The organism is Aureimonas sp. Leaf427 (genome assembly GCF_001425485.1).
GTDB lineage: Bacteria > Pseudomonadota > Alphaproteobacteria > Rhizobiales > Rhizobiaceae > Plantimonas.
In genome coordinates this window covers 135,772-158,234 of the sequence record NZ_LMQW01000012.1, presented here as the reverse complement: position 1 = coordinate 158,234, position 22,463 = coordinate 135,772, and the positions used below count along the sequence as shown (strand labels likewise).

Annotated in this window: 19 protein-coding genes; 13 read left to right on the top strand and 6 right to left on the bottom strand. The window is 66.5% G+C overall.

The genetic code is table 11. The annotated features are described in order from the left end of the window. Positions 1 to 202: 202 nt before the first annotated feature. The 3 genes from ASG62_RS08900 to ASG62_RS08890 all read left to right on the top strand — a co-directional run bounded on the left by ASG62_RS08900 (position 203) and on the right by ASG62_RS08890 (position 2,810). Positions 203 to 1,822 (top strand): phytoene desaturase family protein, encoded by a 1,620-nt coding sequence (locus ASG62_RS08900; protein ID WP_244487427.1) that lies wholly within the window; start codon positions 203 to 205, stop codon positions 1,820 to 1,822. Between the two features lie 256 nt (positions 1,823 to 2,078). Next, positions 2,079 to 2,348, top strand: coding sequence for a hypothetical protein (locus ASG62_RS08895; protein WP_056688033.1), 270 nt, complete (start codon positions 2,079 to 2,081; stop codon positions 2,346 to 2,348). Between the two features lie 132 nt (positions 2,349 to 2,480). Further along, positions 2,481 to 2,810: a DMT family transporter gene (locus tag ASG62_RS08890; protein WP_056688030.1), complete on the top strand. Its 330-nt coding sequence runs from the start codon at positions 2,481 to 2,483 to the stop codon at positions 2,808 to 2,810. Positions 2,811 to 2,873: 63 nt separating this feature from the next. Here ASG62_RS08890 and ASG62_RS08885 read toward each other — a convergent pair whose 3' ends face one another. Beyond that, positions 2,874 to 3,170 carry a hypothetical protein gene (locus ASG62_RS08885; RefSeq protein ID WP_056688027.1) on the bottom strand — a complete coding sequence of 99 codons (297 nt, stop codon included), beginning with the start codon at positions 3,168 to 3,170 and terminating at the stop codon, positions 2,874 to 2,876. Between the two features lie 465 nt (positions 3,171 to 3,635). On the opposite strand from ASG62_RS08885, the gene ASG62_RS08880 reads away from it, so the two are divergent. Next, positions 3,636 to 4,442: a DeoR/GlpR family DNA-binding transcription regulator gene (locus ASG62_RS08880; protein WP_056688024.1), complete on the top strand. Its 807-nt coding sequence runs from the start codon at positions 3,636 to 3,638 to the stop codon at positions 4,440 to 4,442. On the opposite strand, the gene ASG62_RS08875 is transcribed toward ASG62_RS08880, so the two are convergent. After that, a complete protein-coding gene (locus tag ASG62_RS08875) occupies positions 4,439 to 5,299 on the bottom strand; it encodes a transglutaminase-like domain-containing protein (protein WP_056688021.1) in 861 nt (286 codons plus the stop codon). The two genes, ASG62_RS08880 and ASG62_RS08875, sit on opposite strands and share 4 nt — an antisense overlap. 226 nt (positions 5,300 to 5,525) lie before the next feature. Between ASG62_RS08875 and ASG62_RS08870 the strand changes: the two genes are divergently transcribed. Further along, the gene (locus ASG62_RS08870) at positions 5,526 to 5,798 is read left to right on the top strand and encodes a DUF2312 domain-containing protein (RefSeq protein ID WP_056688018.1); all 273 of its coding nucleotides are present in this window, start codon (positions 5,526 to 5,528) and stop codon (positions 5,796 to 5,798) included. A gap of 428 nt (positions 5,799 to 6,226) precedes the next feature. Here the strand turns inward: ASG62_RS08870 and ASG62_RS08865 are convergent, their stop codons facing one another. Next, entirely contained in the window at positions 6,227 to 8,077 is a 1,851-nt protein-coding gene (locus ASG62_RS08865; protein ID WP_244487441.1) for a methyl-accepting chemotaxis protein, read from the bottom strand. 411 nt (positions 8,078 to 8,488) lie between these two features. Here ASG62_RS08865 and ASG62_RS08860 point away from each other — a divergent pair, with 411 nt between their 5' ends. Both ASG62_RS08860 and ASG62_RS08855 read left to right on the top strand, forming a co-directional pair. Then, positions 8,489 to 9,520, top strand: a complete 1,032-nt coding sequence (locus ASG62_RS08860; RefSeq protein WP_056688012.1) for an LLM class flavin-dependent oxidoreductase — start codon at positions 8,489 to 8,491, stop codon at positions 9,518 to 9,520. Positions 9,521 to 9,963: 443 nt separating this feature from the next. Then, positions 9,964 to 10,695 carry a sugar transferase gene (locus tag ASG62_RS08855; protein WP_244487426.1) on the top strand — a complete coding sequence of 244 codons (732 nt, stop codon included), beginning with the start codon at positions 9,964 to 9,966 and terminating at the stop codon, positions 10,693 to 10,695. 70 nt (positions 10,696 to 10,765) lie between these two features. Here ASG62_RS08855 and ASG62_RS25450 read toward each other — a convergent pair whose 3' ends face one another. After that, on the bottom strand, positions 10,766 to 11,872 hold the full coding sequence (locus ASG62_RS25450) for a response regulator transcription factor (protein WP_082536862.1): 1,107 nt from the start codon (positions 11,870 to 11,872) through the stop codon (positions 10,766 to 10,768). Positions 11,873 to 11,997: 125 nt separating this feature from the next. On the opposite strand from ASG62_RS25450, the gene ASG62_RS08845 reads away from it, so the two are divergent. Together ASG62_RS08845 and ASG62_RS08840 are read left to right on the top strand one after the other, a co-directional pair. After that, positions 11,998 to 12,714, top strand: a complete 717-nt coding sequence (locus ASG62_RS08845; protein ID WP_162247006.1) for a sensor histidine kinase — start codon at positions 11,998 to 12,000, stop codon at positions 12,712 to 12,714. Continuing rightward, positions 12,711 to 13,385: a response regulator gene (locus tag ASG62_RS08840; RefSeq protein WP_056688004.1), complete on the top strand. Its 675-nt coding sequence runs from the start codon at positions 12,711 to 12,713 to the stop codon at positions 13,383 to 13,385. The genes ASG62_RS08845 and ASG62_RS08840 overlap by 4 nt, the downstream gene beginning before the upstream one ends. A gap of 109 nt (positions 13,386 to 13,494) precedes the next feature. Here ASG62_RS08840 and ASG62_RS08835 read toward each other — a convergent pair whose 3' ends face one another. Then, entirely contained in the window at positions 13,495 to 14,124 is a 630-nt protein-coding gene (locus tag ASG62_RS08835) for a hypothetical protein (protein WP_244487425.1), read from the bottom strand. A gap of 260 nt (positions 14,125 to 14,384) precedes the next feature. Between ASG62_RS08835 and ASG62_RS08830 the strand changes: the two genes are divergently transcribed. The 4 genes from ASG62_RS08830 to ASG62_RS08815 all read left to right on the top strand — a co-directional run bounded on the left by ASG62_RS08830 (position 14,385) and on the right by ASG62_RS08815 (position 21,643). After that, positions 14,385 to 15,359, top strand: coding sequence for a hypothetical protein (locus ASG62_RS08830; RefSeq protein ID WP_056687998.1), 975 nt, complete (start codon positions 14,385 to 14,387; stop codon positions 15,357 to 15,359). A gap of 568 nt (positions 15,360 to 15,927) precedes the next feature. Continuing rightward, positions 15,928 to 17,931: a hypothetical protein gene (locus tag ASG62_RS08825; protein ID WP_056687995.1), complete on the top strand. Its 2,004-nt coding sequence runs from the start codon at positions 15,928 to 15,930 to the stop codon at positions 17,929 to 17,931. 13 nt (positions 17,932 to 17,944) lie between these two features. Further along, positions 17,945 to 20,269, top strand: a complete 2,325-nt coding sequence (locus ASG62_RS08820; protein WP_244487424.1) for a type I secretion system permease/ATPase — start codon at positions 17,945 to 17,947, stop codon at positions 20,267 to 20,269. Between the two features lie 24 nt (positions 20,270 to 20,293). Further along, a complete protein-coding gene (locus ASG62_RS08815; RefSeq protein WP_056687992.1) occupies positions 20,294 to 21,643 on the top strand; it encodes an HlyD family type I secretion periplasmic adaptor subunit in 1,350 nt (449 codons plus the stop codon). Between the two features lie 68 nt (positions 21,644 to 21,711). Here the strand turns inward: ASG62_RS08815 and ASG62_RS08810 are convergent, their stop codons facing one another. Next, the gene (locus ASG62_RS08810; RefSeq protein WP_162245972.1) at positions 21,712 to 22,344 is read right to left on the bottom strand and encodes a DUF2939 domain-containing protein; all 633 of its coding nucleotides are present in this window, start codon (positions 22,342 to 22,344) and stop codon (positions 21,712 to 21,714) included. Positions 22,345 to 22,463: the final 119 nt, after the last annotated feature.

Here is a 22,463-nt window from a genome sequence, read left to right as displayed (position 1 = left end):
TGAGTGAAATCCTATCCGGCGGGGCGGCGCCAAACAAGCCGGCCTCTGCGTTGGTTCGCCCGTGCTGAGCCCTTCGGCTCGGATGATGCGATGCGATCTCTCAAGCCGACGCTCTTGCATCTCCCGTCCTGCGATGGCTTACTCGTTTCACAGGCGTGAAATTAAAGATCGCGTCGCCGGGATGTCAGGAGACCCTTCAGATATGTCGAAGCTCTACGACGCGATCATCATCGGCGCCGGGCATAACGGCCTCGTCTGCGCCAACTACCTCGCCCGCGCCGGGCTGAAGGTGCTGATCCTGGAGCGGCGCTCCGTCGTCGGCGGGGCGGCGGTGACGGAGGAGATCGCGCCGGGCTTCCGCGCCTCGATCTTCTCCTATCTGATGAGCCTGCTCCACCCTTCGATCATCCGCGACTTCGATCTGAAAAGCCATGGGCTGAAGGTTCTGCCCTGTTCCGACATGGTCTCTCCGGTCGGCGGGGACGACTACATTCTCTTTTCCGACGATATCGCCAAGACCCAAGGCTCCTTCGCCAAGTTCTCCAAGCACGATGCCGCCGCCTATCCCGAGTTCGACAAGTACCTGATGGAATCGGCCGCGATCGTGCGCAAGCTCCTTTGGGAGACGCCGGTCGATCCGACGAAGCGCGACTGGAAGACCTTCAAGGATGGCGCGAGCCTTCTCTGGAAGTATCGCAAGATCGGCCGGAAGATGTATCGCATCGCCGATCTCATGACGATGAGCGCCTACGACTTCCTGTCGGAATGGTTCGACGACGACCGCGTCATGGCGGTGCTGGCCTACTATGCCTCGATCGGCACCTTCGCCGGCCCGAAGACGCCGGGTTCGGCTTACGTGATCATGCACCACGTCATGGGCGAGCACGAAGGGGCGGGGGGCTGGGGCTTCATCGAGGGCGGCATGGGCGCGATCACGCAGGCTCTGGCGAGCGCGGCGCGGCAACAGGGCGTCGAGATCGTCACCGATGCCGCGATCCGAGAGATCCGCGTCGCCGGCAATGCGGTGACGTCGGTCGTCACCGACAAGGGCGACATTTATCAGGCCAAGACCATCGCCTCGAACGTCAACGCCAAGATCGTCTACCAGACGATGCTCGATCCCGCCCTCGTGCCCGGCGAGGTCAAGCGCGAGATCGACAATTACCGGACCTTCTCGACCGCCTTCAAGATGAACATCGCCTGCGAGCGGCCGCCCCAGTACAAGATGCTCGACAAGGTCCGGGCGGACGGCGCGATCGGCGACTTCTCCTATCCGACCTACATGCACATCGCGCCCGACATCGACTATCTGGAACGGGCCTATGACGATGCGAAATACGGCTGGTACTCGCAGCGGCCCTTCATCACGCCGGTCGTGCCCACCATCGTGGACAAGACGCTGGCGCCGGAAGGCAAGCATGTCGTCAACCTCTTCGGCGGCCACGCGCCCTACACGCTAAAGGGCGGGGACTGGGCGACCGAGAAGGAGAACTTCAAGAAGGTCGTCTTCGACACGATGGAGGAGTTCGCGCCCGGCTTTCGCGACGACGTCATCGAGGCCCAGCTTCTGGTGGCGCCCGATATCGAGCGGATCGTCGGTCTGCCGCAGGGCCACATCTTCCAGGGCGAACTCTCCGCCGACCAGCTCTTTTTCCAGCGACCGGTCTCCGGCTATGCCGATTACCGGACGCCCGTCGAAGGCCTCTACATCTGCGGCGCCTCCATGCATCCGGGCGGCGGCGTCTCCGGCATTCCCGGCGCCAATGCCGCGCGCGAGATCCTGAAGGACCTTAAGAAGACGCGGAAGGTCAAGGCCGCGTAGGCCGCTCGCAGTTCTTCCCCCATCCTCGTCCTCGCGGAGGAACCTTCGCCCTCTCCTCAAGTTGTGACCACGACGTGTTTCCTGGGAGATATGGCAATGCTGAAGGGCGGACTTCTCTGGCTGATCGGAATTCCGATTCCGATCATCCTCGTGATCTGGTTCCTGGGATACCTCTAGGTATTTCGTGCAGCGCTTCCTCCCGCCGTTCGAAGGCTCGACTTCGGATGGCATGGGTTTACAGGGAGGGAGCGACCCGATGAGTGAATTCCAGGATTCCGCCATTCTCATATGGCTGCCGAAGGACACCCGCCCGCAGCCGGACGACTGGCGTTCTCCGACGCCTGGAACGCCCCCGGACGCTGCTCGCTGGGCAAATGTCGGCTATGCGATCAACTATGCGGTCGGCATGATGGCCGACCGAGCGGCCGAAAACCTAGAGCCCTGGATTCGCTCGGCGACGGGCCATGTCTACATGCCCGCCGCGATTCGCGTCATGGCCGAGACGCTCGCAGCCCGTCGGCGCTGACGCTTCGCAGAAGCATGGTGTCCGCTGCGTTTCGGTTCAGCCGCGGCATGCGTCCACTACCGGCAATGGACTTGCCCACTCCGTCTTGCCAAGCTCCTTCCGCGGTCGATCGGGACGGGGAGCGGTGAAGCGATGGCATGGATCTATCTCGGCCTTGCGGGCCTCGGCGAAATCGTCTGGGCGTCGCTCATGCCGCAGACGCAGGGGTTCACTCGGCTCGTGCCGAGCCTCGTCTGCCTCGCCTTCATCGCGATCAGCCTCTACCTTCTCTCGGTCGCCTCCCGCACCCTGCCGATCGGCACCGCCTATGCGGTCTGGGTGGGCATCGGCGCGATGGGCACGGCGATCTACGGCATGGTGCTCCTCGGCGAGGACCGCAGCCTCGGGCGCATCCTCTGCCTGCTTCTCATCCTCGCCGGCGTCGTCGGCCTGAAGCTCCTCTCGCCCGCAGCAGAGAGCTGAGCGCCGGCCACCAGGATTTCGAGGGCTGGTTCGAGACCTTCTCGATCAGTTCGGCCGGCTCGATCAGTTCAGCCGGCCGGAGGCGCAGCGGAGGGCGGCCCGTTCGCCCGCCTGCTCGGCACTGGCCAGATCCATGCCGTTCGGCCCCCGCCCGTTGAAGCCGCGGGCGGTGCGCATGCGATTCTCCGCCGTCTGCCGGCCGTAGTTCCGGCAGAATTCGACCGATCCGCGCGGGGCCGTATTGGGTTGAGGCGGCCGGAGATAGGAGGAGGGCGAGAGCGAGATCGCGTAGGGCGAGCGTGGCTCGGAGACGCATCCGGAAAGACAAAGGACCGTGAGGGCGACCAGCCAGGATTTCATGATGCACCTTTCGCTCGACGGACGGCCTCCTCGCCGTCCTCCGGGGACATGGAGCCCGAACGCCCCGAGCCAAGCCGCATGGACGCCGTCCGATCGCACCCGACCTTCGCCGACGGGCGAGGCACCGTCACGAACGTCTTCGCGTTGCTGCGATCGGGCAAAGCATCTCGATGCACAAAGGCCTGCTTCCCGGTCGAGACGACCAGACGATCAGGCGACCTAACACTATTCGCGCGCGGCGCCGATACCACTATAGCGGTTGTATTTCGAGGATCGTCCCTCTTGGCGCGATAGGCAGCACGATCTCGTGATGGGAGGAAAGACTGGAAAACAGCCCGTGGGCTCCACGTAATCCAACATGCTGACCGAGGGAGAGGGGTTGCATAGTTGGCGAAATAAACAAATAGCAAGTTGAAGCCGTTCGGTTCGACCGACCGATCTCCCAAATTCGCCGCGAAAGCCCCGATGTCCTACAAGCGTCAGTTCGAGATCATGCAGGCGCTGCGCGAAGCCGGCCGCTATTCCATTTCCGGGCTTGCCGAGCGCCTGGGCGTTTCCTCCGAAACCGTTCGCCGCAGCATCAAGCCCTTGATCGAAAGCGGACAGGCCCTTCGGTTCCACGGCGGCATTCTCGATCCCGGCCGCGTGGACGAGCCGCCTTTCCGACGCCGCATGAAGATCAACCGGGAGGAAAAGCGCGCGGTTGCGGCGCTGGCCGCGGGGCTCGTGCGCGACGGCGACAGCCTTATCCTGGATAACGGCACCACCACGGCCTATCTCGCCGAAGCGCTCGCCGGCCATTCGCGGCTCGTCGTCGTCACGAATTCGGCCGAGATCGCCTGCCGCCTCGCCGCGCGCAACGGCAATCGCGTCTTCATGACGGGGGGCGAGCTGTCCGGGGACAATGCGGCCGCCTTCGGGCCGGCCTCGCTGGATTTCCTGCGCCAGTTCGAAGTCCGCTTCGCCTTCGTCTCGGTGGGGGGCATCACGGCGCGGGGCGATCTCGTGGACTTCCATCTCTTCGAGGCCGAGTTCGCCCGGGTCGCGATGGCGCAGGCGAAGGAGTGCTGGATTCTCGCCGACCGTTCCAAGTTCGGCCGGGATGCGCCGGTCCGCATCTGCGAACTCGGCGATGTCCACGGCATCGTCTGCGAAGGCGACATGCCGGCCGAATTCGACCGCCGGTGCCGCGAGGCGGAGGTCCGCCTCGTCCTGCCGCAACGGCCGGACGAGGCGCTTGCGGACGAGGTCACCGATGGTGTCGGACTCTAGTTGGCGCCGGCGTTCGGCGCGGGCTCCTCGGTGCTGATCGCCTCGACCGTGCGCGGCATCTGCTCGGTCTGCCCGTCCGCGCGCTCGATCCAGATGCGCATGGGGCCGGCCTCCATCTGGCCATAGGGCATGGCGAAGGCGACCTCGGCCGCGTCGCGCCCGATGCCGATGCGCACGAGCCCGTCGAGCGCCGCCTGGCGCGTGCCGTCGAAGAGCCACCAGCGGCCGTCGAGATAGGCCTCGAAGACGGCATGGAAGTCGCTGGGGCTGAGGCCGTAGGCATAGCAGGAGACGAAGCGCGCCGGGATGTTCAGCGCCCGGCAGAAGGCAATGCCCAGATGCGCGAAGTCGCGGCAGACGCCGGCGCGCTGGAGCAGGATCTCGTCCGCCGTCGTCTCCGCGTCGCTGGAGCCGCGCTGATAGTCGATGTTCTCGTAGATCCAGGAGCAGATGGCGCTGACGCGGTCGTGGCCCTTCGGCAGATGGCCGAACTGGCGCGTCGCGAAGGCGGCGAGCCGGTCGGAGGGCACGAAGCGGGACGGCAGCAGGAAGGGCAGGATGTCGAGCGGCAGGTCGCGGACCGGCATTTCCTTGATCGTGCCGGGATCGGCGCGAAGGACGTCGAGCTCGACCTCCGCCGTGTAGCTGACCTGGAAGGCGCCGCGCGGCACGAGCACGCCGGTATAGCGGTTCTTCATGTCCGGCACGGTGAAGGTGCGCCGGACGAGATCGGGCGAGAAGGTCAGCCGATCGCTCAGACCCTTGTGGCGCGTCAGCGGCGCGACCTCGAGGTTGAAGATGAAAACGGTTTCCTCGAGCACGTCATAGGCGAGCTCGGCCCCCAGCTTGAACTTCACGTCGTGTCTCCGCATTCTCGGGTGTGCCCTCACGCTACGTCAGACGACGGAGGGATGAGGCACCGCAATGCACAAAACCGCAGAACGATCCGCGGTTCGCGTGATTCCACGAAACTTTCCTCGCGCCTCGGCTCGCCGCGACCCGCTGGCGGAGGGCGGCGCCGTTACCCTTTGCTTAACCAAGCTCGGCCCATATCGGCGGGCACCCCAAGCCAAGGAGCAAACCATGTCCGACATCGACACCGTGGGTATCGCGGGAAGCCGCGTGCGGTCCTTCATCGAGCGCGTCGAGCAGCTCGAGCAGGAGATCGCCGATCTCACCGAAGGCAAGAAGGAGGTCTTCGCGGAGGCCAAGGGCGAGGGCTTCGACGTCAAGATCCTCAAGGAAATCATCAAGCTGCGCAAGCAGGACAAAGACGAGCGCGACGAGCACGAGACGCTGCTCGACCTCTACATGCGCGCCATGGAAGAGCCCGAGCCCGTCGCCAAGGCGGCTTGACCCGCGCAATTCCGCAGGAATTGTCGCGCTCCGCGCAATCCCCGCGCAATTCCGCAGGAATTGTCGCGCCCGCGTCCGCTACCAGCGCGATCCCTTCGGGATCGTCGCTCCCCGCGCAATTCCGCAGGAATTGTCGCGCTCCGACCTCGCTCTCAGCGCGATCCCCTCGGGATCGTCGCTCCAGCGCAAATCCCGCCGAGCCCCGACCGGCCTCGACGGCATCGCAGCCGATCCCGGCGACCCCTTCGACGAAGCGAGGCACCAAAGCGCCACCCCGCGGACCCGTCCGAGTTCCAGGTCGCCCGACCTCGAGAGCCTTCCCCCTCAGGCGCTCTCTCAGCTGACCCGGCGTCGGCCGGATGCGACTTCGACGTCTGTCATCCCGTCCGCATGGGGTCGCCTTTGAAGGCGGCCCCATGGTCACGTCATCAGAACTCGGCCCACTCGTCTTTGACGGATGCCGGCTTTGCGGCGACTCCACCCGAGCCCGAGTTCCGCATCTGTGCGACCGGACGCGCGGCAGAGCGCGCGGAACGCGAGGCCGTGCGAGCCGAGGGCGCGGCTGCGGCCGCATGTGGCGTCGATGCCGTCAGGAAGCCCTGAACGATGCCGGCCAGCTGCTCGGTCTCGGACGACAGCGACTGGGCCGCGGCGGTGGTTTCCTCGACCATGGCCGCGTTCTGCTGCGTGACCTTGTCCATGTTGTCGGCCGCCATCGAGACCTCCTTCAGGCTCAAGGACTGCTGGCGGGCATCCTGCGCCATCTGCGCGATGACCTCCGCCACATCGCCGACCTGCTTCACGATCTGCTCCAGGCTCTGGCCGGAGGCGGAGACGAGGGCGACACCTTGCCCGACCTGGGCGGAGGAGGTCGCGATCAGCGTCTTGATCTCCTTGGCAGCTTCCGCCGAGCGCTGGGCAAGGCCGCGAACTTCCTGGGCGACGACCGCAAAGCCGCGACCGGCTTCACCCGCGCGCGCGGCCTCGACGCCGGCGTTCAGCGCGAGGAGGTTGGTCTGGAAGGCGATTTCGTCGATGACGCCGATGATCTGGCTGATCTGGGTCGAAGAGGCCTCGATCTCGGACATGGCGGACACGGCGCGGGTGACGACGTCGCCGCCCTTCTCGGCTTCCTTCTGCGCCATGTAAGCTGCCGCCTGGGCATCTTCGGCGCGTTGCGCCGTCTGGCCGACGCCGCGCGTGACGTCCGAAAGGGCCGCGACGGTCTCCTCCAGGCTCGCCGCCTGCTGCTCGGTGCGCTGGGACAGGTCGCTTGCGGCCACCGTGATCTGGTTCAGTCCGACCCGCATCGTGCCGACCGCATTGACGACCGTGCCGATCGTGCTTTCGAGCTGGGCGACGGACGTGTTGAACTTGATCCGGATGGGCTCGAACTCCGCGGCGACCGTCTCCGTCATGCGGACCCTCAGATCGCCCGACGACAGTTTGTCGAAACCCGATTCCACGGCGTGAACGAAGACCCGGAGATCCTCGGCCTTGACGTTGTCGATCTCCGCCTGGCGCTCCCGGCTGGACGCCTGGGCCTCGCGTGCCTCGCGCGTTTCGGTCTCCAGGTGCTGCTGCTTGATCGCGGCGTCTTTGAACACCTGGACGGCCTGCGCCATGTCGCCGATCTCGTCGCCACGATTCAGTGCCGGAACGGCAATGCCGTTGTCGCCGGACGAAAGCTTCAGCATGGCGGAGGTCAGATCGACGATCGGACGCGATATGCTGCGCGCCAGAAGAAGCGTCGTCAGACCGAGACCGCAAATGATCGCGACGACCCAGATCGCGCTCCGAACGATGGCATCGAGAAACTGGCTTCTCAGATCGTCGACATAGACGCCCGTGCCGATCGTCCAATCCCAGGGGGCGAACAGGGCCGAATAGGCCATCTTGGGCAGCGGCTCCGCTTCACCGTCCCGAACGGCGATGTAGCTGGTGAAGCCACCACCGCTGGCGGCGGCTCGAACCACGCCCTGCACGGGATAGACGCCGGCGGCATCCTTGCTGTCCCAGGCGTTCTGCCCTTCGATCTTCAGGTTCGGATGGATGATGCGCAGACCATTGGACAGGTAGCCGAAAAGATAGTCGCCCTTGCCGTAGCGCATGGCGCGAACGGAATCGCGCGCGGCCTTCTTTCCCGCTTCCTCGTCCATTCGTCCGGCCGCGACCTCGTCCGCATAGAACTTGACGATCGAGATCGCCGACTGGACCTCGTTCTTCAGAAGTTCGCGGCGGTCATCCCAGATCGTGGAGTGCAGCGAGATCAATTGCACGGCCAAGATCGCGAGACATCCAAGAGCAGACAGGAAAATCAGGCTGGTAAGCTTACGAGATATGTTGAACCGCATCGAGAGTATCCTGGCCCTTGAAACGAAAGTTTCGCTACCCTTGAAATAAGAGACACAAAGAATTTTAAAATCCGGTATATGTTAGAGCAATATTATAGCGCGAGGCGATCATGCGGAGTTCGTCGACCCGGACCAAGCATTCGCGCGTACTCTTCCAAGATGTTTCCTCCGACTGCCGCTATGGCAGGCGCCTGCGGTGCGCTCGTCCGAGCGCCGAGCGAAGGGGTGCCGCATCGTCAACGCGGGCTGCTCTGGTCCGCGTGCCGGCAAGAGGATAGGTGAGGCCGCAAGCGGCGCCCGTGCGCCGCGCCCCACATCCTTCAGGACGATCCATCCATGGCCGACCCTATCGATTTCGGACTGGGCACGTTCGGCGACGTCACGACCGACGAGGCGGGGACGCTTCTGCCTCATGCCCGCGTGATCCGCGATCTCGTCGAGGAGGCGGTCCTGGCCGACGAGGTCGGCATCGACGTCTTCGGCGTCGGCGAGCATCACCGGTCCGACTTCGCGGTCTCCGCGCCCGAGGTCGTGCTGGCCGCCATCGCCGCGCGCACCCGGCGCATCCGGCTGGGCTCGGCCGTCACGGTCCTCTCCTCCGACGATCCGATCCGCGTCTTCCAGCGCTTCTCGACGCTCGACGCCCTTTCCGGCGGCCGGGCGGAGGTCATTCTCGGGCGCGGCTCCTTCACCGAATCCTTTCCCCTCTTCGGCTTCGAGCTGCGGGACTACGAGCGGCTCTTCGAGGAGAAGCTCGACCTCTTCGCCCGCCTTCTCGAAGGCGGCCCGGTCGATTGGCAGGGCACGGTGCGAAAGCCCCTCGTCGGCCAGGAGGTCTTTCCGCCGATCGAAACCGGCCGCCTCTCGACTTGGATCGGCGTCGGCGGCAGCCCGGAATCGGTGGTGCGCGCGGCGAAGTACCAGCTGCCCATGATGCTCGCCATCATCGGCGGCGACCCCTTGCGCTTCAAGCCCTTCGTCGATCTCCAGGCGCGGGCCTATGCCGAGTTCGGCACGCCGCGCCAGCCCGTGGGCGTCCATTCGCCCGGCCATGTCGGGCCGACCGACGAGGAGGCGCGCGAGCGCTTCTTTCCCGCCTATCGCACGATGCATGCCCGCATCGGCGCCGAGCGCGGCTGGCCGCCGCTGGAGCGCGCCTCCTTCGACCAGGAAGTGGCGCGGGGCTCGCTCTATGTCGGCTCGCCCGAAACGGTCGCGCGCCGCATCGCCGCGACGATCAAGGGCCTCGGCCTCCGGCGTTTCGAGCTGAAATACAGCGCGGGGCCGCTGACCCATGGCGTCCTGATGGACTCGATCGACCTCTACGGCCGCAAGGTCGTGCCGATGGTCCGCGACATGCTGGGCTGATCGCCGCCCGTATCTGTCGGACTTTTCCTGACGGACGCCTTCGCAAACCCCGCATACCGTTCCCCTTCGCGCTCGCGGCATAGTGGGTCCGGCGAGCCGCCATCGACTCGCCGGACGTCCGTTTTCCGCGAGGCTTTCCATGCTTCCTCGTCCGCCCGGACGCGGCGCCCGCACGCTCGCGCGCCGCCAGCGCTTGCCGACCGTTCGCGCGGCGTCCGCCCGCCTCGGCGGCCGCATCGCGCCGCCGGTTCCGCCTCGTGACGGGCGGGATGCCGAGGCCTTTGGACAGGCCTCGAACGGCGTCCGATCCCCCATCCGCATCCGCCTCGGTCAGAGCGAGCCGGTGCTGGACAATCATGGAAACGGCGCAGTGCCGTCTCTCGTCGAACGCGCAACGACGGCCATCCGCGAAACGAGATGGTCGCACAAAGAAAGCGACGGACGTGTACAAGATCCAACTCCTGCTCGGCCTCGGCGTCCTCTGGAACCGCCTCGCCTTCGATGCACCCGCGCCCGTTCCCCGCTTCCAGGTTTCGCGACCTGAGCCCGTCAGGCGCAGCCGCGCCTCGCTCGCGCTGAAGCGGCTGATCGACGTCGTTCTGGCCCTCTTCGCCCTCCTCGCCCTCGCTCCGGTCTTCATCTTCGTCGCCCTGGCGATCGTCCTTTGCGACGGCGGCTCGGTCGTCTACCGCCATCGGCGGATCGGGCAGGGCGGCCGGACCTTCGACTGCTACAAGTTCCGCTCCATGGCGCAGGATGCCGATGCGCGGCTGCAGCGTCTGCTCGCCACCGACCGGCAGGCGCGGGCGGAATGGGAGGCGTGCCGCAAGCTCCGGGTCGATCCCAGGGTCCATGCGATCGGCGGCTTCCTGCGCCGGTCCAGCCTCGACGAACTGCCGCAGCTGGTGAACATCCTGCGCGGCGACATGAGTCTGGTCGGTCCGCGCCCCATCGTCGCCGAGGAGATCGTGCGGTTCGGGCCGTATTTCGCCGATTACGCGGCCGTGCGGCCCGGCCTGACCGGCCTCTGGCAGATCAGCGGCCGCAGCGGCACGACCTACGAGGAGCGCGTGGCGCTCGATCATCGCTACGCCACGCACGGCTCGACCGCCGTGGACCTGCAGATCCTCCTGAAGACGCCGCTCGTCGTCCTGCGTGCGCAGGGCTCCTGCTGAGACGGCTCGCATGCTTCGATGCGCGAAAGGTTTATGACGCAAGGGAACGCGGCATGTCGGGGCGCCGTGACTAGAGAAGCTGCATCCGGCTGCTGACGCGATACTTGCGCTTGATCGACGCGATGTGGATCTTGGCCGTGTTGACGGAGATGGCGAGCCGTTCGGCCACCTCCTTGTTGCGCAGCCCCTGTTTCAGGAGGGGAAGGATTTCCAGCTCGCGGGGCGTCAACAGGTCCAGGAGGTCCGGCCCGGCCGGGATGGACGTCTCCGGCGCCGGCCAGCCCTCGATCACCGTCTGGCAGCCTGCGCCCCTCAGCGCCCAGTTGACGTATTCATGGCCCGTGGCCACCCGCACGAGGGCGGCCTTGCACTGGGTCGGCGTCATGGTCGCGGGCAGGAGGCCGTGGGGCAGGCCCCATGTCTTCATCGTATGGGTGGCCCAGCGCAGGTGCTCGGGCATCTCGTCGATGACGATCGCTGCGATCCGGCATCCCGTTTCCGCCAGCGGCTTCAGGCTCTCCACGAGCGCGGCGGGGTTGTCCATGTTGCGCGTGTCGAGAACGACGAGGTCGAACGGATCGCCGATGGCCATGTCGAGTTCGGCCGGCGAGTGGACCGCGACGATGTCAGCCTCTGGTGCATCGTCGCGCAGAAGAGACTCCAGATGCGCGGCGGCGAGGCGATCGAAGGCCGCAACGAGACATCTCAATCCGACCCGTTCCGCCAACAGCCCTTCCATCTCTCGACACTCCCGATACGCGCATTCCACAAAGTATTTTGCCTGCAAATGGTTTCGGATCGAAGCATCTCCGGCCCGGTCTAGACCATAAGTATTAAATAGCAGTTCGGGGTCAAGGCGGCGTAACCGGACGAGCTTCATGGAGTGTCGCGGTTCGGCTTGCCTTCCGTTGCGTTGCCCTTGGTGTCTGGACGGAAAACGACCGCAACGCACAAGAGGAAAGCCGGGATTTCGAGGTAAAGCTATTCCCTCCCGCAAGGCTTGATCTTGCGGCGCCGAAGGCGCTTTGCCCTCGCAGGCCGGGCCGGTGGGGATTTCGAACTTGGCGCTCGCCATCGTAAAAATGCTGCTCTGCCACGCATTTCCGAGGTCGTCGGCCTTCGATCGGATCACCCCTTCGTGATGACGCTTCGCCATGCGCCGCAGCGCGCAGGCCATGGAAGAAACATGCTCGAAACCTTCGAACTAGACCTATTCGGCGACTGGTCGCCTCCTCAAGGTTGTGCGATCCAGAGTAAGGTTTAGGTAAGCTAAGTATGCAGTCGCAGACGGAGGGGGACGACATGTCGATATATCGATCCGGAGCCGCTGGCCTACAGGGTTCGGACAAGGCGACAACGATCGCCGGGTTCCATCGCGCAAGCGCCGGCGCGACCGTGCAGGCCGAAGCTCTGCGCCTGCATTTGGCGCGCGAGCTCCACGACCGGGCGGGCTGGCATCTCTCGGCCCTGAACTATGGCATCTTCGCCGTCGAGACCGCACCCGGAGACCCCGAGGCCATGGCGGAGCTTCGCCATCGGTTCGAGGCGCTGGCGGCGACCTTGCGCGAGATCACGACCGATCTTCGCCATGGCCAGACCGGCCGCACCGAACTCGTCGGCGAACTCTCCGCCCTCTGCTCCGACTGGACGCGCATCACCAAGATCCCGGTCGTGCTGCAGAGCGGCAGCACCCGCATGAGCCTGCCGCGCAAGGTGACGGCGACCTTCGTCTCCCTGGTGCGCGAGGCGCTGACCAACGTGTCCAAACATGCCGCCGGCGCCAGCCGCGTCGAGATCACGCTCTCCGGTTCGGCGGGCGAAGCGATCCGCGTCGCCGTCGCCGACGACGGCCCCGGCATCGATCCCGCGCGCCTCGGCAGCGCCGAGCTTGCCGACCATCATGGTCTGGAAGGCATGCGCGAGCGCCTTCAGCGGATCGGAGGCGTCCTTCGGATCCGTCCCGGCGAGGCGAGGGGCACGGTCCTCGTCTTCGACCTGCCGATGGACCGCCTCCCATGACGGTCGCGAGCGTCGCGACGCGGGTCGCCCTCGTCGACGATCATCCGAGCGTCGTCGAAGGGCTGAAGAGCGTCATCGGACTTCACCCCGACCTTCTCTTCGTCGGCACCGCGAAATCGGTGGCGGGGGTCTCGCCGCTCTTTCGCGAGGCGCGCCCGGAGATCGCCGTTCTCGACATCCAGCTGCCGGAGGTCGAGGGTCTCTGCTGGATCGCCAAGGTGATGAGCGAGTTCCCGAAGGTGAAGATCATCCTGCACAGCCATCATGCCGAGCCGGAGATCCTGCGCAACGCGCTCCAGATGCAGGTGGCGGGCTACGTGCTGAAGAGCTCCGATCCCCATTCGGTGGTCTATGCGCTGCGCTCGGTGCGCTCGGGCGGCACCTATGTCGATCCCGTGCTCCTCAGCCAGGCGCTGTCGCGCGGCCCCGATGCGCGCCAGCGCGGGGTCGGCCGCGCGGCCGATCAGCCCAAGGTCAGCGCCCGCGAGATGGAGACGCTGCGCCTCACCGCGCTCGGCTACGGCATCAAGGAGATCGCGGAGGAGTTCAAGGTCAGCGCCAAGTCGATCGAGACCTACAAGCTGCGCGCCTCCGAGAAGCTCGGCCTAAAGACGCGCTCCTCCATCGTGCGCCACGCCATTGCCAGCGGCTGGCTGTCCACCATCGACTGACGCCGGCGAAAAGATCGTCTCGTCGGTCGTCGTCTGTCGTTTCGGGATGGCCGGTTCCCACCTATCCTTGGCAAACTTTAGCGCCGCCGGCCTCGCGCCGGCGGCGTTTTCATGTCGCGGGCGAGGGGGCGGCCTCGCGCATGTGCGCCTCGAGGGCGGGGAGGAAGGCCCAGAGGTCGCGGTTCAGCGCGTTCATGCGCCGGATCGTCTCCCCCATCTCGGCCAGTCGCGCCTCGTCCATCGCCCGCTCCCGCCCGAATTCCAGCCGCCCGCGCCGCTCCTCGATGCGCATGGCGTGGGTGTGGGTGATCGCGCCGTTCTCGTCGACCGAGTACATGGCGTGGTTGAACTCGTTGCGCAGCCGCGTGCCCTCGTCGAAGGTCTTGAGCAGCTTGGCGAGCCGCGCCGCGATGGCGGGATCGCCGACGCGCACCTTGGCAAGCCGCTGGACGAGATCGAGCCGGGCCCGCGTCGTGTTCAGCGTGCCGAAGACGATGGCCGCGCCCGGCTGGTCCGTGTGCAGAAGAAGCATCAGCACGTAGATGAACATGCTCTCGTTGTTCGACCAGGCGAAGGTGAGCTGGCCGATCAGCGCGAAGATCTCCGCCCGCCGCCCGGCGGTCGCCTGGGCGGCGGCGCGCACGGCATCGAAATCCGGGGCATCGGGAAGGTTCGAGTGCCCTGGTGGCTGCCCGCCTCCGGTGCCTGCCGGGGCCTCGTTCTCAGTTGGTCGGAACACCGCCATCCTCCGTCTCCTCCTCGTCGCATCCTTCGGGAATATCCTGACAGGGCGCGGGTCTTTTACCGAAATCGGTCGTCTCGGAATCAAGTAGCTTTGGTCTTGCCGGAAGCGAATGAGCGCCTTCGGTTCGGGAGTGAGCTTCAGCCTACTCCCGAATTGGCCCAACAATAAGAAGAAAGTTGTAGTAGGGCCCGGACTTTGCTTGCGAAGAAGATGAGCAAGGCCGAATTTCTGCTGCACTTCATGCGGAGAAGAAAATGGCAATCGACAAGAACAATACCAATTGGGGTGCAGCAGCCTTCGGCAGCCAGGTCGGCGTGACCGACAACACCACCAACACCGTCGACAGCTACGATCCCGACCAGAGCGACGACGATCAGCTCGATCTCGACGTCGCGAACTCCGGCAACGACAGCTCGACCGAAGCCAACGACAACAACAACAACAATTCGACCAATCTGAACGCGACCGACGTCCTGAACGACAAGTCGATCAACACGAAGACCGACAATTCCGACCATTCGAACGACGACGTCAACAACACCGACAATTCGCTGGACCTGTCGGCCAACGACTTCATGAACGACAAGTCGGTCAACACGAACACTGACAATTCCGACCATTCGAACGACGACGTCGTCACCAACACCGACAACAGCTCGGACGACGACAGCTCCTATGCCGACAGCTTCAACTCGGTGGACACCGATCTGGATCTGGCCTTCTCCGACTCGTCGGTGAACGATTCCTACAATGACAGTTCGAGCTCCAGCGACGACGATACGACCGTCACCGACAGCGGCAACTTCGATCTCAGCGTCGACATCGCCGACTCGTTCAACGACAACGACGTCGTCGACATCGACAGCCTGACCTCGCCGATCGAGAGCATCCAGGCGCTGGGCGGCAACGGCAACATCTTCGACATCGATCAGATCCTGACGATGGACGATCAGGACAGCCTGAGCAGCCCGACCGTCACCAACGACGGCTGCTTCGACCAGACCTCGGACAATGTCTCGGGCGGCGAGGCCAGCGCCTATTCGGACTTCAACGACGCGACGGGCGATGCCAGCATCGCCGCCAATGCGTCGGCCTCGGCCGGTGGCGCCGCCAATCTCAGCGCCTTCAACCAGGACATCGCGATGGGTGCCAACATCCAGTATGCGAGCGTCGACATGAGCGTCGTCGGCGGGTCCGACGGCGTGGGCCTGGCGGGCGACGACGCCTGACGGCACGGCTCCCGAACCCGCCGCACCTTCAGTCGGCGGGTTCGAGACGGGGCGTAGCGCGCCCCGCACCGGAAACGTCTGCCCGGGAAGGAGCCAACGGATCGAGCGACGACCCCTCGCGATTCCCCCGGCTCATTTCGTGCAGACGGGCCGCGCCTGCCCGGCGCGGCCACCCTCTTTGAAAAACGGATCGCTCCAACGAACAAGGCCGCCGCGAACCTTCGCAAGAGGGTCGCAAAGGTCGGCCCTTCCCTGCACTCCAAGGGGAGCCGAGCGCATTCGAGCATCATACCGACGAACCCTTGAATTGGCCTGTCTCGTGGGCCTTGGCGGTCTTTCGGGTAGGAGCCGGGCGCCGGGCGTGCCGGGGGCACGTCCAAGCGCGGCGACGCACTCCGAAAGTCCGCCAAGGCCACCCGCAGGGCCGGGCTTGCCTCCGCCGTGGACGTCGTCAGGCTCGGGTCACGGCCGACAGGCCGCTCCCGTCGCCCTTCTCGTTCACGACGAAGGCCGCTCCGGCGAAACAGGCCAATTCAAGGGTTCGTCGGTATGCGGAAGGAGCAGACTCATGCAGGCGAACGATATCGGCGACATCATCGCACGCTTTATCGGGTCCTTCGAAATCTCGACGGATGCCGAACGGCTGCGCCAGAGCTACGAGGACTTCCTCGCCGCGCGCGCCCGGACCGAGGCCTTCGAGGACGATGGCAGCCATGCCTCCCGGACCTCGGGCCTGAACGGCCATGCCCCCCACGATCCCGACATCGAGCTGACGCCCGATCCTTTCCGGATCGAGCATGGCCGCTCCAAGGCCCTGCCGCCGCAGGACGTCGACATCGACACGCCCGCGATCGGCTCCTTCCATCACGCGGCGCGCTACGACCTGCCCGGCGAACTCGACGCCGTCCAGGCGATCGGCGCAAGGTCCGGCCTCGTCCTCCACCGTCTCGCCGCGGATCGCGACGCCGCGCCGCGGCCGGATGGCGAGGTCGCCTATCACGAGGCGGGCCCGTCCAGCCTTCTCGCGATCCGGCAGGAGGGAACGCTCCTCGACGACGACGTCTACTCCGCCGTCGCCGGGCGTCTTCCGAGCCCTGCGCCCGAAAGCTTCGCGGCCGATTTCGATGCCCTGCTCGAACAGGCGGAGACCTGGAGCAGCATTCCCGAGCCCACCAACGACACCGCCGCGCTGAAGACGATGCTGGCGCAGGCCGCCTCCGGCGAGGCGGCGCCGCAGGACGGCGACGTCGCGCCGGGCGCGGGCCTTTCCGAGCACAAGGGGATCTATGTCAACGGGACAGCCGGGGGCGAGGCGCCCGATCTCCTGGAAATCCTGACCGCGCGGCTCGAGACCGAGGTCGAGACCGATGCACCGGAACCCGGCGCGGGGGAAGGCTCGGGTGTCGCGACGGTCTCGCTCGGCGGCAATCTCCTCCTGAACCAGGCGATCCTCGTCGAGGCCACGACCTTCGGCCATACGAGCGTCGTCTTCGGAAACTGGTACGAGACCAACGTCATCCGGCAGCTCAACATCGTCGCCGACGAGGACGCGATCGTCACGAAGAGCCTCGCCAGCTTTTCGAGCGGCGGCACGCAGAGCTTCAACGCCGCCGCCTTCGAGCGGCTGGACGCCTCCGACGCCGGCGCCGGCGCCCTTCGGGTCTTCCCGACCTCCTATACGGTCGATGTCGTGGAGGGCGATCTCTTCGTCTCCAACTTCATCCGGCAGATCCACAAGGTCGGCGATGGCGACGGAGCGCTCTTCACCAGCGTCGAGCACGACGTCACGCTGTCCATGGGCGGCAACGAGGTCCTGACCTTCACCCATCTCAGCCAGCTGACCCTCGGCTACGACCTCGTCGTCTTCGGCGGCAGCGTCTTCGAAGGCAATTTCATCGAGCAGATCAACCTTCTCTTCGACCGCGACCGGATCGGCACCGAGGGCGTCTTCGCCAAGGGCACGACCGGCGAGACCGGCGGAAATCTTCTCTACAACAACGCCCTGATCCGCACGATCGGCGACAACGACGCCTTCGACGAGGTCGATCCGGCGATCCGCGATCTTGTCTCGCGCTTCGATGCGGGCGGGAGCGAGGTCCCGGCCGCGCTCTCCTCGGACCTGTCCTTTCTCGGCGCGACCCATCTCAAGGTGCTCTACATCACCGGCGACTATGTCGAGATCAACGCGATCTCGCAGCTGAACATCCTCAGCGATGCCGATAGTGCGAGCTATGTCGATCGGATCATCGGCGATCTGACGGCGGACGAAGCGGTCTGGACCGTCTCGACCGGCGGCAACATCCTCGTCAACGACGCCACGATCCTCGATGCGGACGCGGCCGGTCCCCGGCAGCTCGGCGGCGAATACTATTCCGACTCCGTTCTTATCCAGGCCGATCTCGTCGCCGACGAGGACGGCATCGAGGTCTTCGACACCGCCAAGCTGGCGAGCGAACTCGTCGCCTTCACCGCCACCGAGAGCGCCGACGATGGAGCCGACGAGGCCGGACATCACCACGCGCATGCCGCCTACGACGCGCCGATCGACGGCGTCGGGGGCATCTTGAGTTAGGGGTCACAGACGCATGGACGCAGCAGGGGGGATCGACCGCTCGACGGAGCGGGGGGAGGCGCCGGACCTTTGGGTGCCGGAGATTGTTCTAGACGAAGGTGACGGGCCGGCGAGGCCCTCCGCGCGCGTCCTTCCGCTGCGCCGGCCCGGCGACATTTCCGAGGTCGAGGCGGCCTTGATGGCCTCGATGAACGCGGCGATCGCGGAGCTTCAGGCCCTGTCCTCCCCGGACCCGCTGCCCGGCACCGTGACGCCGGCTCCGCAGCAGGCCCGGCCCGCCGCGCCCGTCTTCGACGGCTCGCGGCTCGCGGCCTCGCCCGATCCCGTCGATATCCGCTTCGAGCGGGAGGATCGGCCTCTCCTGCGCGAAGCGCCTCTCCTCGACGCAGCCCCGCTCCTTGCGCAGACGCTGCCGACGGCGGTCTCCCCACCCTCGATGGACCGGGCCGCGCCCGGCACGGCGAAGGCGAGCCCGTCCGCCCCGCCAGCTCCCGTCCTCGAAGGCCCCGTCCTGGAAGGAAAGGCCGGCGGCTCGCCGACGATCACGCGCGCGGAGGCGGCGGAGGCCGAGACCGGCGGCAGCGGCAGGACGGCGGGCACGCCGCTGCACCAGAAGAGCGGCGCGCCGAACTTCCGCTCGGCCCTCGCCACCGCCATCGCCGAGACGCGCCGCAGCCTCCTCGTCGTCTTCGGCTTCACCATCGCCATCAACGTCTTCGTGCTGGCGATCCCGATCTATCTCTTCCAGATTTCCGACCGCGTCCTCACCAGCCGTTCGACCGACACGCTGGCCATGCTGACGGTGATCACCGTCGGCGCGATCGTCGGGCAGGTCCTTCTCGACATCCTGCGCCGGCGCATCCTCATGCGCACGGCGGCCAGCATCGAGGTGCGCCTGGGCGCGCCCATCCTCAGCGCCGCCGCAAGGTCCGCGCTCGGCGGATCGGGCCGCGACTACCAGATCCTCGGCGACCTCGCGCATCTGCGGAGCTTCATCACGGGCGGCACGCTCCTCTCCATGCTGGACGCGCCGCTGGCGCCGATCTTCCTCCTCGCGGTGTGGTTCGTGCATCCCCATCTCGGCGTCATCGTCGCCGTCTCGATCGCGCTCCTCCTCGTCGTCGCCATCCTCAACAAGCGCGCGACCGCGGCCCCTTTCGCCGAGGCCAATGCGTACACGACGATGGCCAATCTCAATCTCGAGGCGCTCTCGCGCAATTCGCAGATCATCAACGCGCTCGGCATGATCCCGGAAGCGGTGCGCATGTGGGGCCGCGAGAACGCCAAGTCACTGAGCGCCCAGGCCCTGGCGCAGGACCGCAACGTCCTCTTTTCCGGCCTCTCCAAGGCGGTGCGGCTGGGAACGCAGGTGACGCTGCTCGGCTGGGGCGCGATGCTCGCGCTGGAGGGCCATCTGACGGGCGGCATGGTCATCGCCTCCTCGATCATCGCCAGCCGGGCCCTTGCGCCCGTCGAAGGCACGATCGAGGGCTGGCGCACCTATATCCAGTCCAAGTCCGCCTTCGGCCGGATCTCCAACCTGCTGCGCACCTCGCCGCTCAACCTGGAGCGCCTGCGCCTGCCGACCCCGCTCGGCCGGCTCGACGTCGATCGCATCCTCTTCGTGCCCGCGCAGACCAAGAAGGTGATCCTGAACGGCCTGTCCTTCCGCCTCGCGCCCGGGGAATCCATGGCGATCATCGGCTCGTCCGGCGCGGGCAAGTCGACGCTCGGCAAGATGCTGGTCGGCTCGATCATCCCGACCGCCGGCAACATCCGCCTCGACCTCATGGACCTCAAGAACTGGGACGCGCGCCAGTTCGGCGAGAGCATCGGCTACCTGCCGCAGGACATCCAGCTCTTCCCCGCCTCGATCAAGGCCAACATCGCCCGCATGCGCGAGGACGTGACCGACGAGATGATCTTCGAGGCGGCCGCGCTCGCCGACGTGCATGCGCTGATCGCCTCCTTTCCCCAGGGCTACGAGACGATCATCGGCTCCGACGGCGCGCCGCTCTCCGGCGGCCAGAAGCAGCGGATCGGGCTCGCCCGCGCCTTCTTCGGCAATCCCAAGCTCGTCGTGCTCGACGAGCCCAACTCCAATCTCGACACGGCCGGCGAACAGGCCCTCGCCCAGGCGCTCCTCGCCGCCAAGAAGAAGGGCACGACCGTCGTCGCCATCACCCAGCGCACCGCGCTTCTGCGCTGCGTCGACAAGATCATGATCATGAAGGACGGCACGGTGCAGGCCATCGGCGAGCGACAGAAGATCCTGAAGGCCCTCGCCGAGCAGAAGAAGGCCGGCACCGCGCCGAAGGACCTTCTTCTCGCCGACTGACTCATCTCACGAAGGATGCCCGCCATGGCCGCCGCCTCGACACCCGCCGTGCATGTGACCGAGGCCTGGTACGACAGCGTTCCCCGCTCGATCCGCGCGCCGACGATCGCCGGCATCGCGGTGATCGTCGTCGCGCTCGGCGGCTTCGGGGCCTGGGCCTCCACGGCGCCGCTCGCCGCCGCCGTCATCGCCTCCGGCAGCTTCGTCGCGGTCGGCCAGAACAAGCTCGTGCAGCATTTCGAGGGCGGCATCGTCCGGCAGATCACCGCGCGCGAGGGCGACCGCGTGGTGAAGGGTCAGACGATCATGCTGCTCGACGACACCGCGCCGAAGGCCGACTTCCGCCGCCTCAACCTTCGCCTCGCGCGCCTCTCCGCCGCGAGCTCCCGTCTCCAGGCGATGATCGCCGGAGCCGATGCGATCGACTTTGCCGGCTTTCCCGACGTCGAGGGGGCCGAAGCGGAACTCGCCGAGATCCGGACGGCGGAGACGAGCGTCTTCCGGGCGCTGCGCGAGCAGGTGCAGAGCAGCGTCGCGATCATCGAGACCTCGATCGAGGCCCTGCGCGAGCGCTCGGGCGGAAGCCTCGCCCAGCTGAACGCGACGCGCGAGCAGACGGTGCTGATCGGACAGGAGCTGACGGGCAAGAAGACCCTCGCCGACAAGGGCTTGATCAGCCGGACCCAGCTCTTCGAGGTGCAGCGCGCCGCCGCGCAGGCGCAGGGCTCGATCGGCCGCCTCTCCGCCGAGATCGGCGACCTGCGCAGCCAGGTCGCGCGCTACGAGGGGCAGATCGCCCAGATCCGGCAGGAGGCGCGCCAGAAGGCGGGCGAAGAGCTGCAAAGGGTCAGCGCGGAGATCGACGACATTCGCGAGCAGATCCAGAAGTCCGGCAACATCCTGGAGCGCATCAACATCCGCGCGCCCGTCTCCGGCATCCTCGTGAAGCTTCACTACCACACGGCCGGCGGCGTCGTGGAAAGCGGCAAGCAGATCGCCGAAATCCTGCCGCAGGGCGAGAAGCTCGTCATCGAGGCGCCGCTGCGGCCGATGGATATCGACGACGTCGTCGTCGGCCAGCACTCCACCGTGCGACTGACCAGCCTCAACCAGCGCACGACGCCGGTCCTCTCCGGCATCGTCACCTATGTCTCGGCCGACACGCTGCGCGACGAGAAGCTCGGCACCAACGCGCCGGACGTCTATCTCGTGCGCGTCGCGCTCGACGATACGCAGGTGAGCGACCTCCAGCATGCGCCGATCACGCCCGGCATGCCCGCCGAGATCTTCATCGAGACGGCCTCGCGCACCTTTCTCGACTACATCACCAAGCCCATCCGCGACAGCATGCAGCGCGCCTTCCGCGAGCTTTGACGGCTCCAGTTTCCTTCGTTGTCGCCCGTCTTTTCGCGATGATCGGTTTCCACTTATCCCTGCGGATTTCAGGGCCTCAGGGCGTCGATCCGGGCGCGAATCGCGGGGCGCACGCGGGCGAGGACGGCCGGCGGCAGAGCGACTTCGGTGAGACGCCATGTGGCGCCCCGGAGGAGGAGGGTGAGACCGGTCCACTCTTCCGGCCGGTCCGCCTCGCCGATCGTGGCGCGCACCTTGCGCGGCGAGACGTAGTCGAAGGTCCGCAGGAAGCGCAGCGGATTGTCGGGGAGGCCGACGGACGCACCGGCCGAGGCATCGACGGGGCGCCCCGGCTCGGCCTGTCCCGCCAGGAACTCCGGCGGCAGGTCGCCCTTGGCGAGGATGAGGCGGATGACCTCCGGCGTCACGGTCGCGGCCAGCATGCGGTCGAACTCGCCGGCGGCGGCCCGCAGCGCCATGTCGCGCGCGACGCCCCCAAGCTTGTTCAGCTGACGCTCCACCTCAGCGTCCCGGCCGACCTCGGCGACGATCTGCTCGACGATCGAGCGGCGCACGGAGGGAATGTCGACGCGGGCGACGAGCCCGGCCGCATCCGCCTCGTGCAGCGCCGAACCCAGCCGGTAGAGCCCGAGAAAGGGCGAGGCGAGATAGAGCCCGACGATGAGGGCCGCGACGGCGAGTGAGACGATCCAGCGGCGCATCGGGACTCCTTGGCGATTCACGAAGCCGTTGGGTCGCATGCCGGGCGTGTCTGCGTCGAGCCGAAGATCGCGCAAGCCGGCTGCGAACCCTGCTTCGAACGCGCCTTCCCCCGGCCCGT

Bases quoted from the DNA above. Each gene is read 5' to 3' on its own strand.
- ASG62_RS25450 (WP_082536862.1), bottom strand. From the start codon at position 11,872: ATGGCCTGCGCGCTGCGGCGCATGGCGAAGCGTCATCACGAAGGGGTG.
- ASG62_RS08895 (WP_056688033.1), top strand. From the start codon at position 2,079: ATGAGTGAATTCCAGGATTCCGCCATTCTCATATGGCTGCCGAAGGAC.
- ASG62_RS08885 (WP_056688027.1), bottom strand. From the start codon at position 3,170: ATGAAATCCTGGCTGGTCGCCCTCACGGTCCTTTGTCTTTCCGGATGC.
- ASG62_RS08810 (WP_162245972.1), bottom strand. From the start codon at position 22,344: ATGCGCCGCTGGATCGTCTCACTCGCCGTCGCGGCCCTCATCGTCGGG.
- ASG62_RS08870 (WP_056688018.1), top strand. From the start codon at position 5,526: ATGTCCGACATCGACACCGTGGGTATCGCGGGAAGCCGCGTGCGGTCC.
- ASG62_RS08820 (WP_244487424.1), top strand. From the start codon at position 17,945: ATGGACGCAGCAGGGGGGATCGACCGCTCGACGGAGCGGGGGGAGGCG.
- ASG62_RS08880 (WP_056688024.1), top strand. From the start codon at position 3,636: ATGTCCTACAAGCGTCAGTTCGAGATCATGCAGGCGCTGCGCGAAGCC.
- ASG62_RS08890 (WP_056688030.1), top strand. From the start codon at position 2,481: ATGGCATGGATCTATCTCGGCCTTGCGGGCCTCGGCGAAATCGTCTGG.
- ASG62_RS08840 (WP_056688004.1), top strand. From the start codon at position 12,711: ATGACGGTCGCGAGCGTCGCGACGCGGGTCGCCCTCGTCGACGATCAT.
- ASG62_RS08860 (WP_056688012.1), top strand. From the start codon at position 8,489: ATGGCCGACCCTATCGATTTCGGACTGGGCACGTTCGGCGACGTCACG.
- ASG62_RS08825 (WP_056687995.1), top strand. From the start codon at position 15,928: ATGCAGGCGAACGATATCGGCGACATCATCGCACGCTTTATCGGGTCC.
- ASG62_RS08815 (WP_056687992.1), top strand. From the start codon at position 20,294: ATGGCCGCCGCCTCGACACCCGCCGTGCATGTGACCGAGGCCTGGTAC.
- ASG62_RS08900 (WP_244487427.1), top strand. From the start codon at position 203: ATGTCGAAGCTCTACGACGCGATCATCATCGGCGCCGGGCATAACGGC.
- ASG62_RS08845 (WP_162247006.1), top strand. From the start codon at position 11,998: ATGTCGATATATCGATCCGGAGCCGCTGGCCTACAGGGTTCGGACAAG.
- ASG62_RS08830 (WP_056687998.1), top strand. From the start codon at position 14,385: ATGGCAATCGACAAGAACAATACCAATTGGGGTGCAGCAGCCTTCGGC.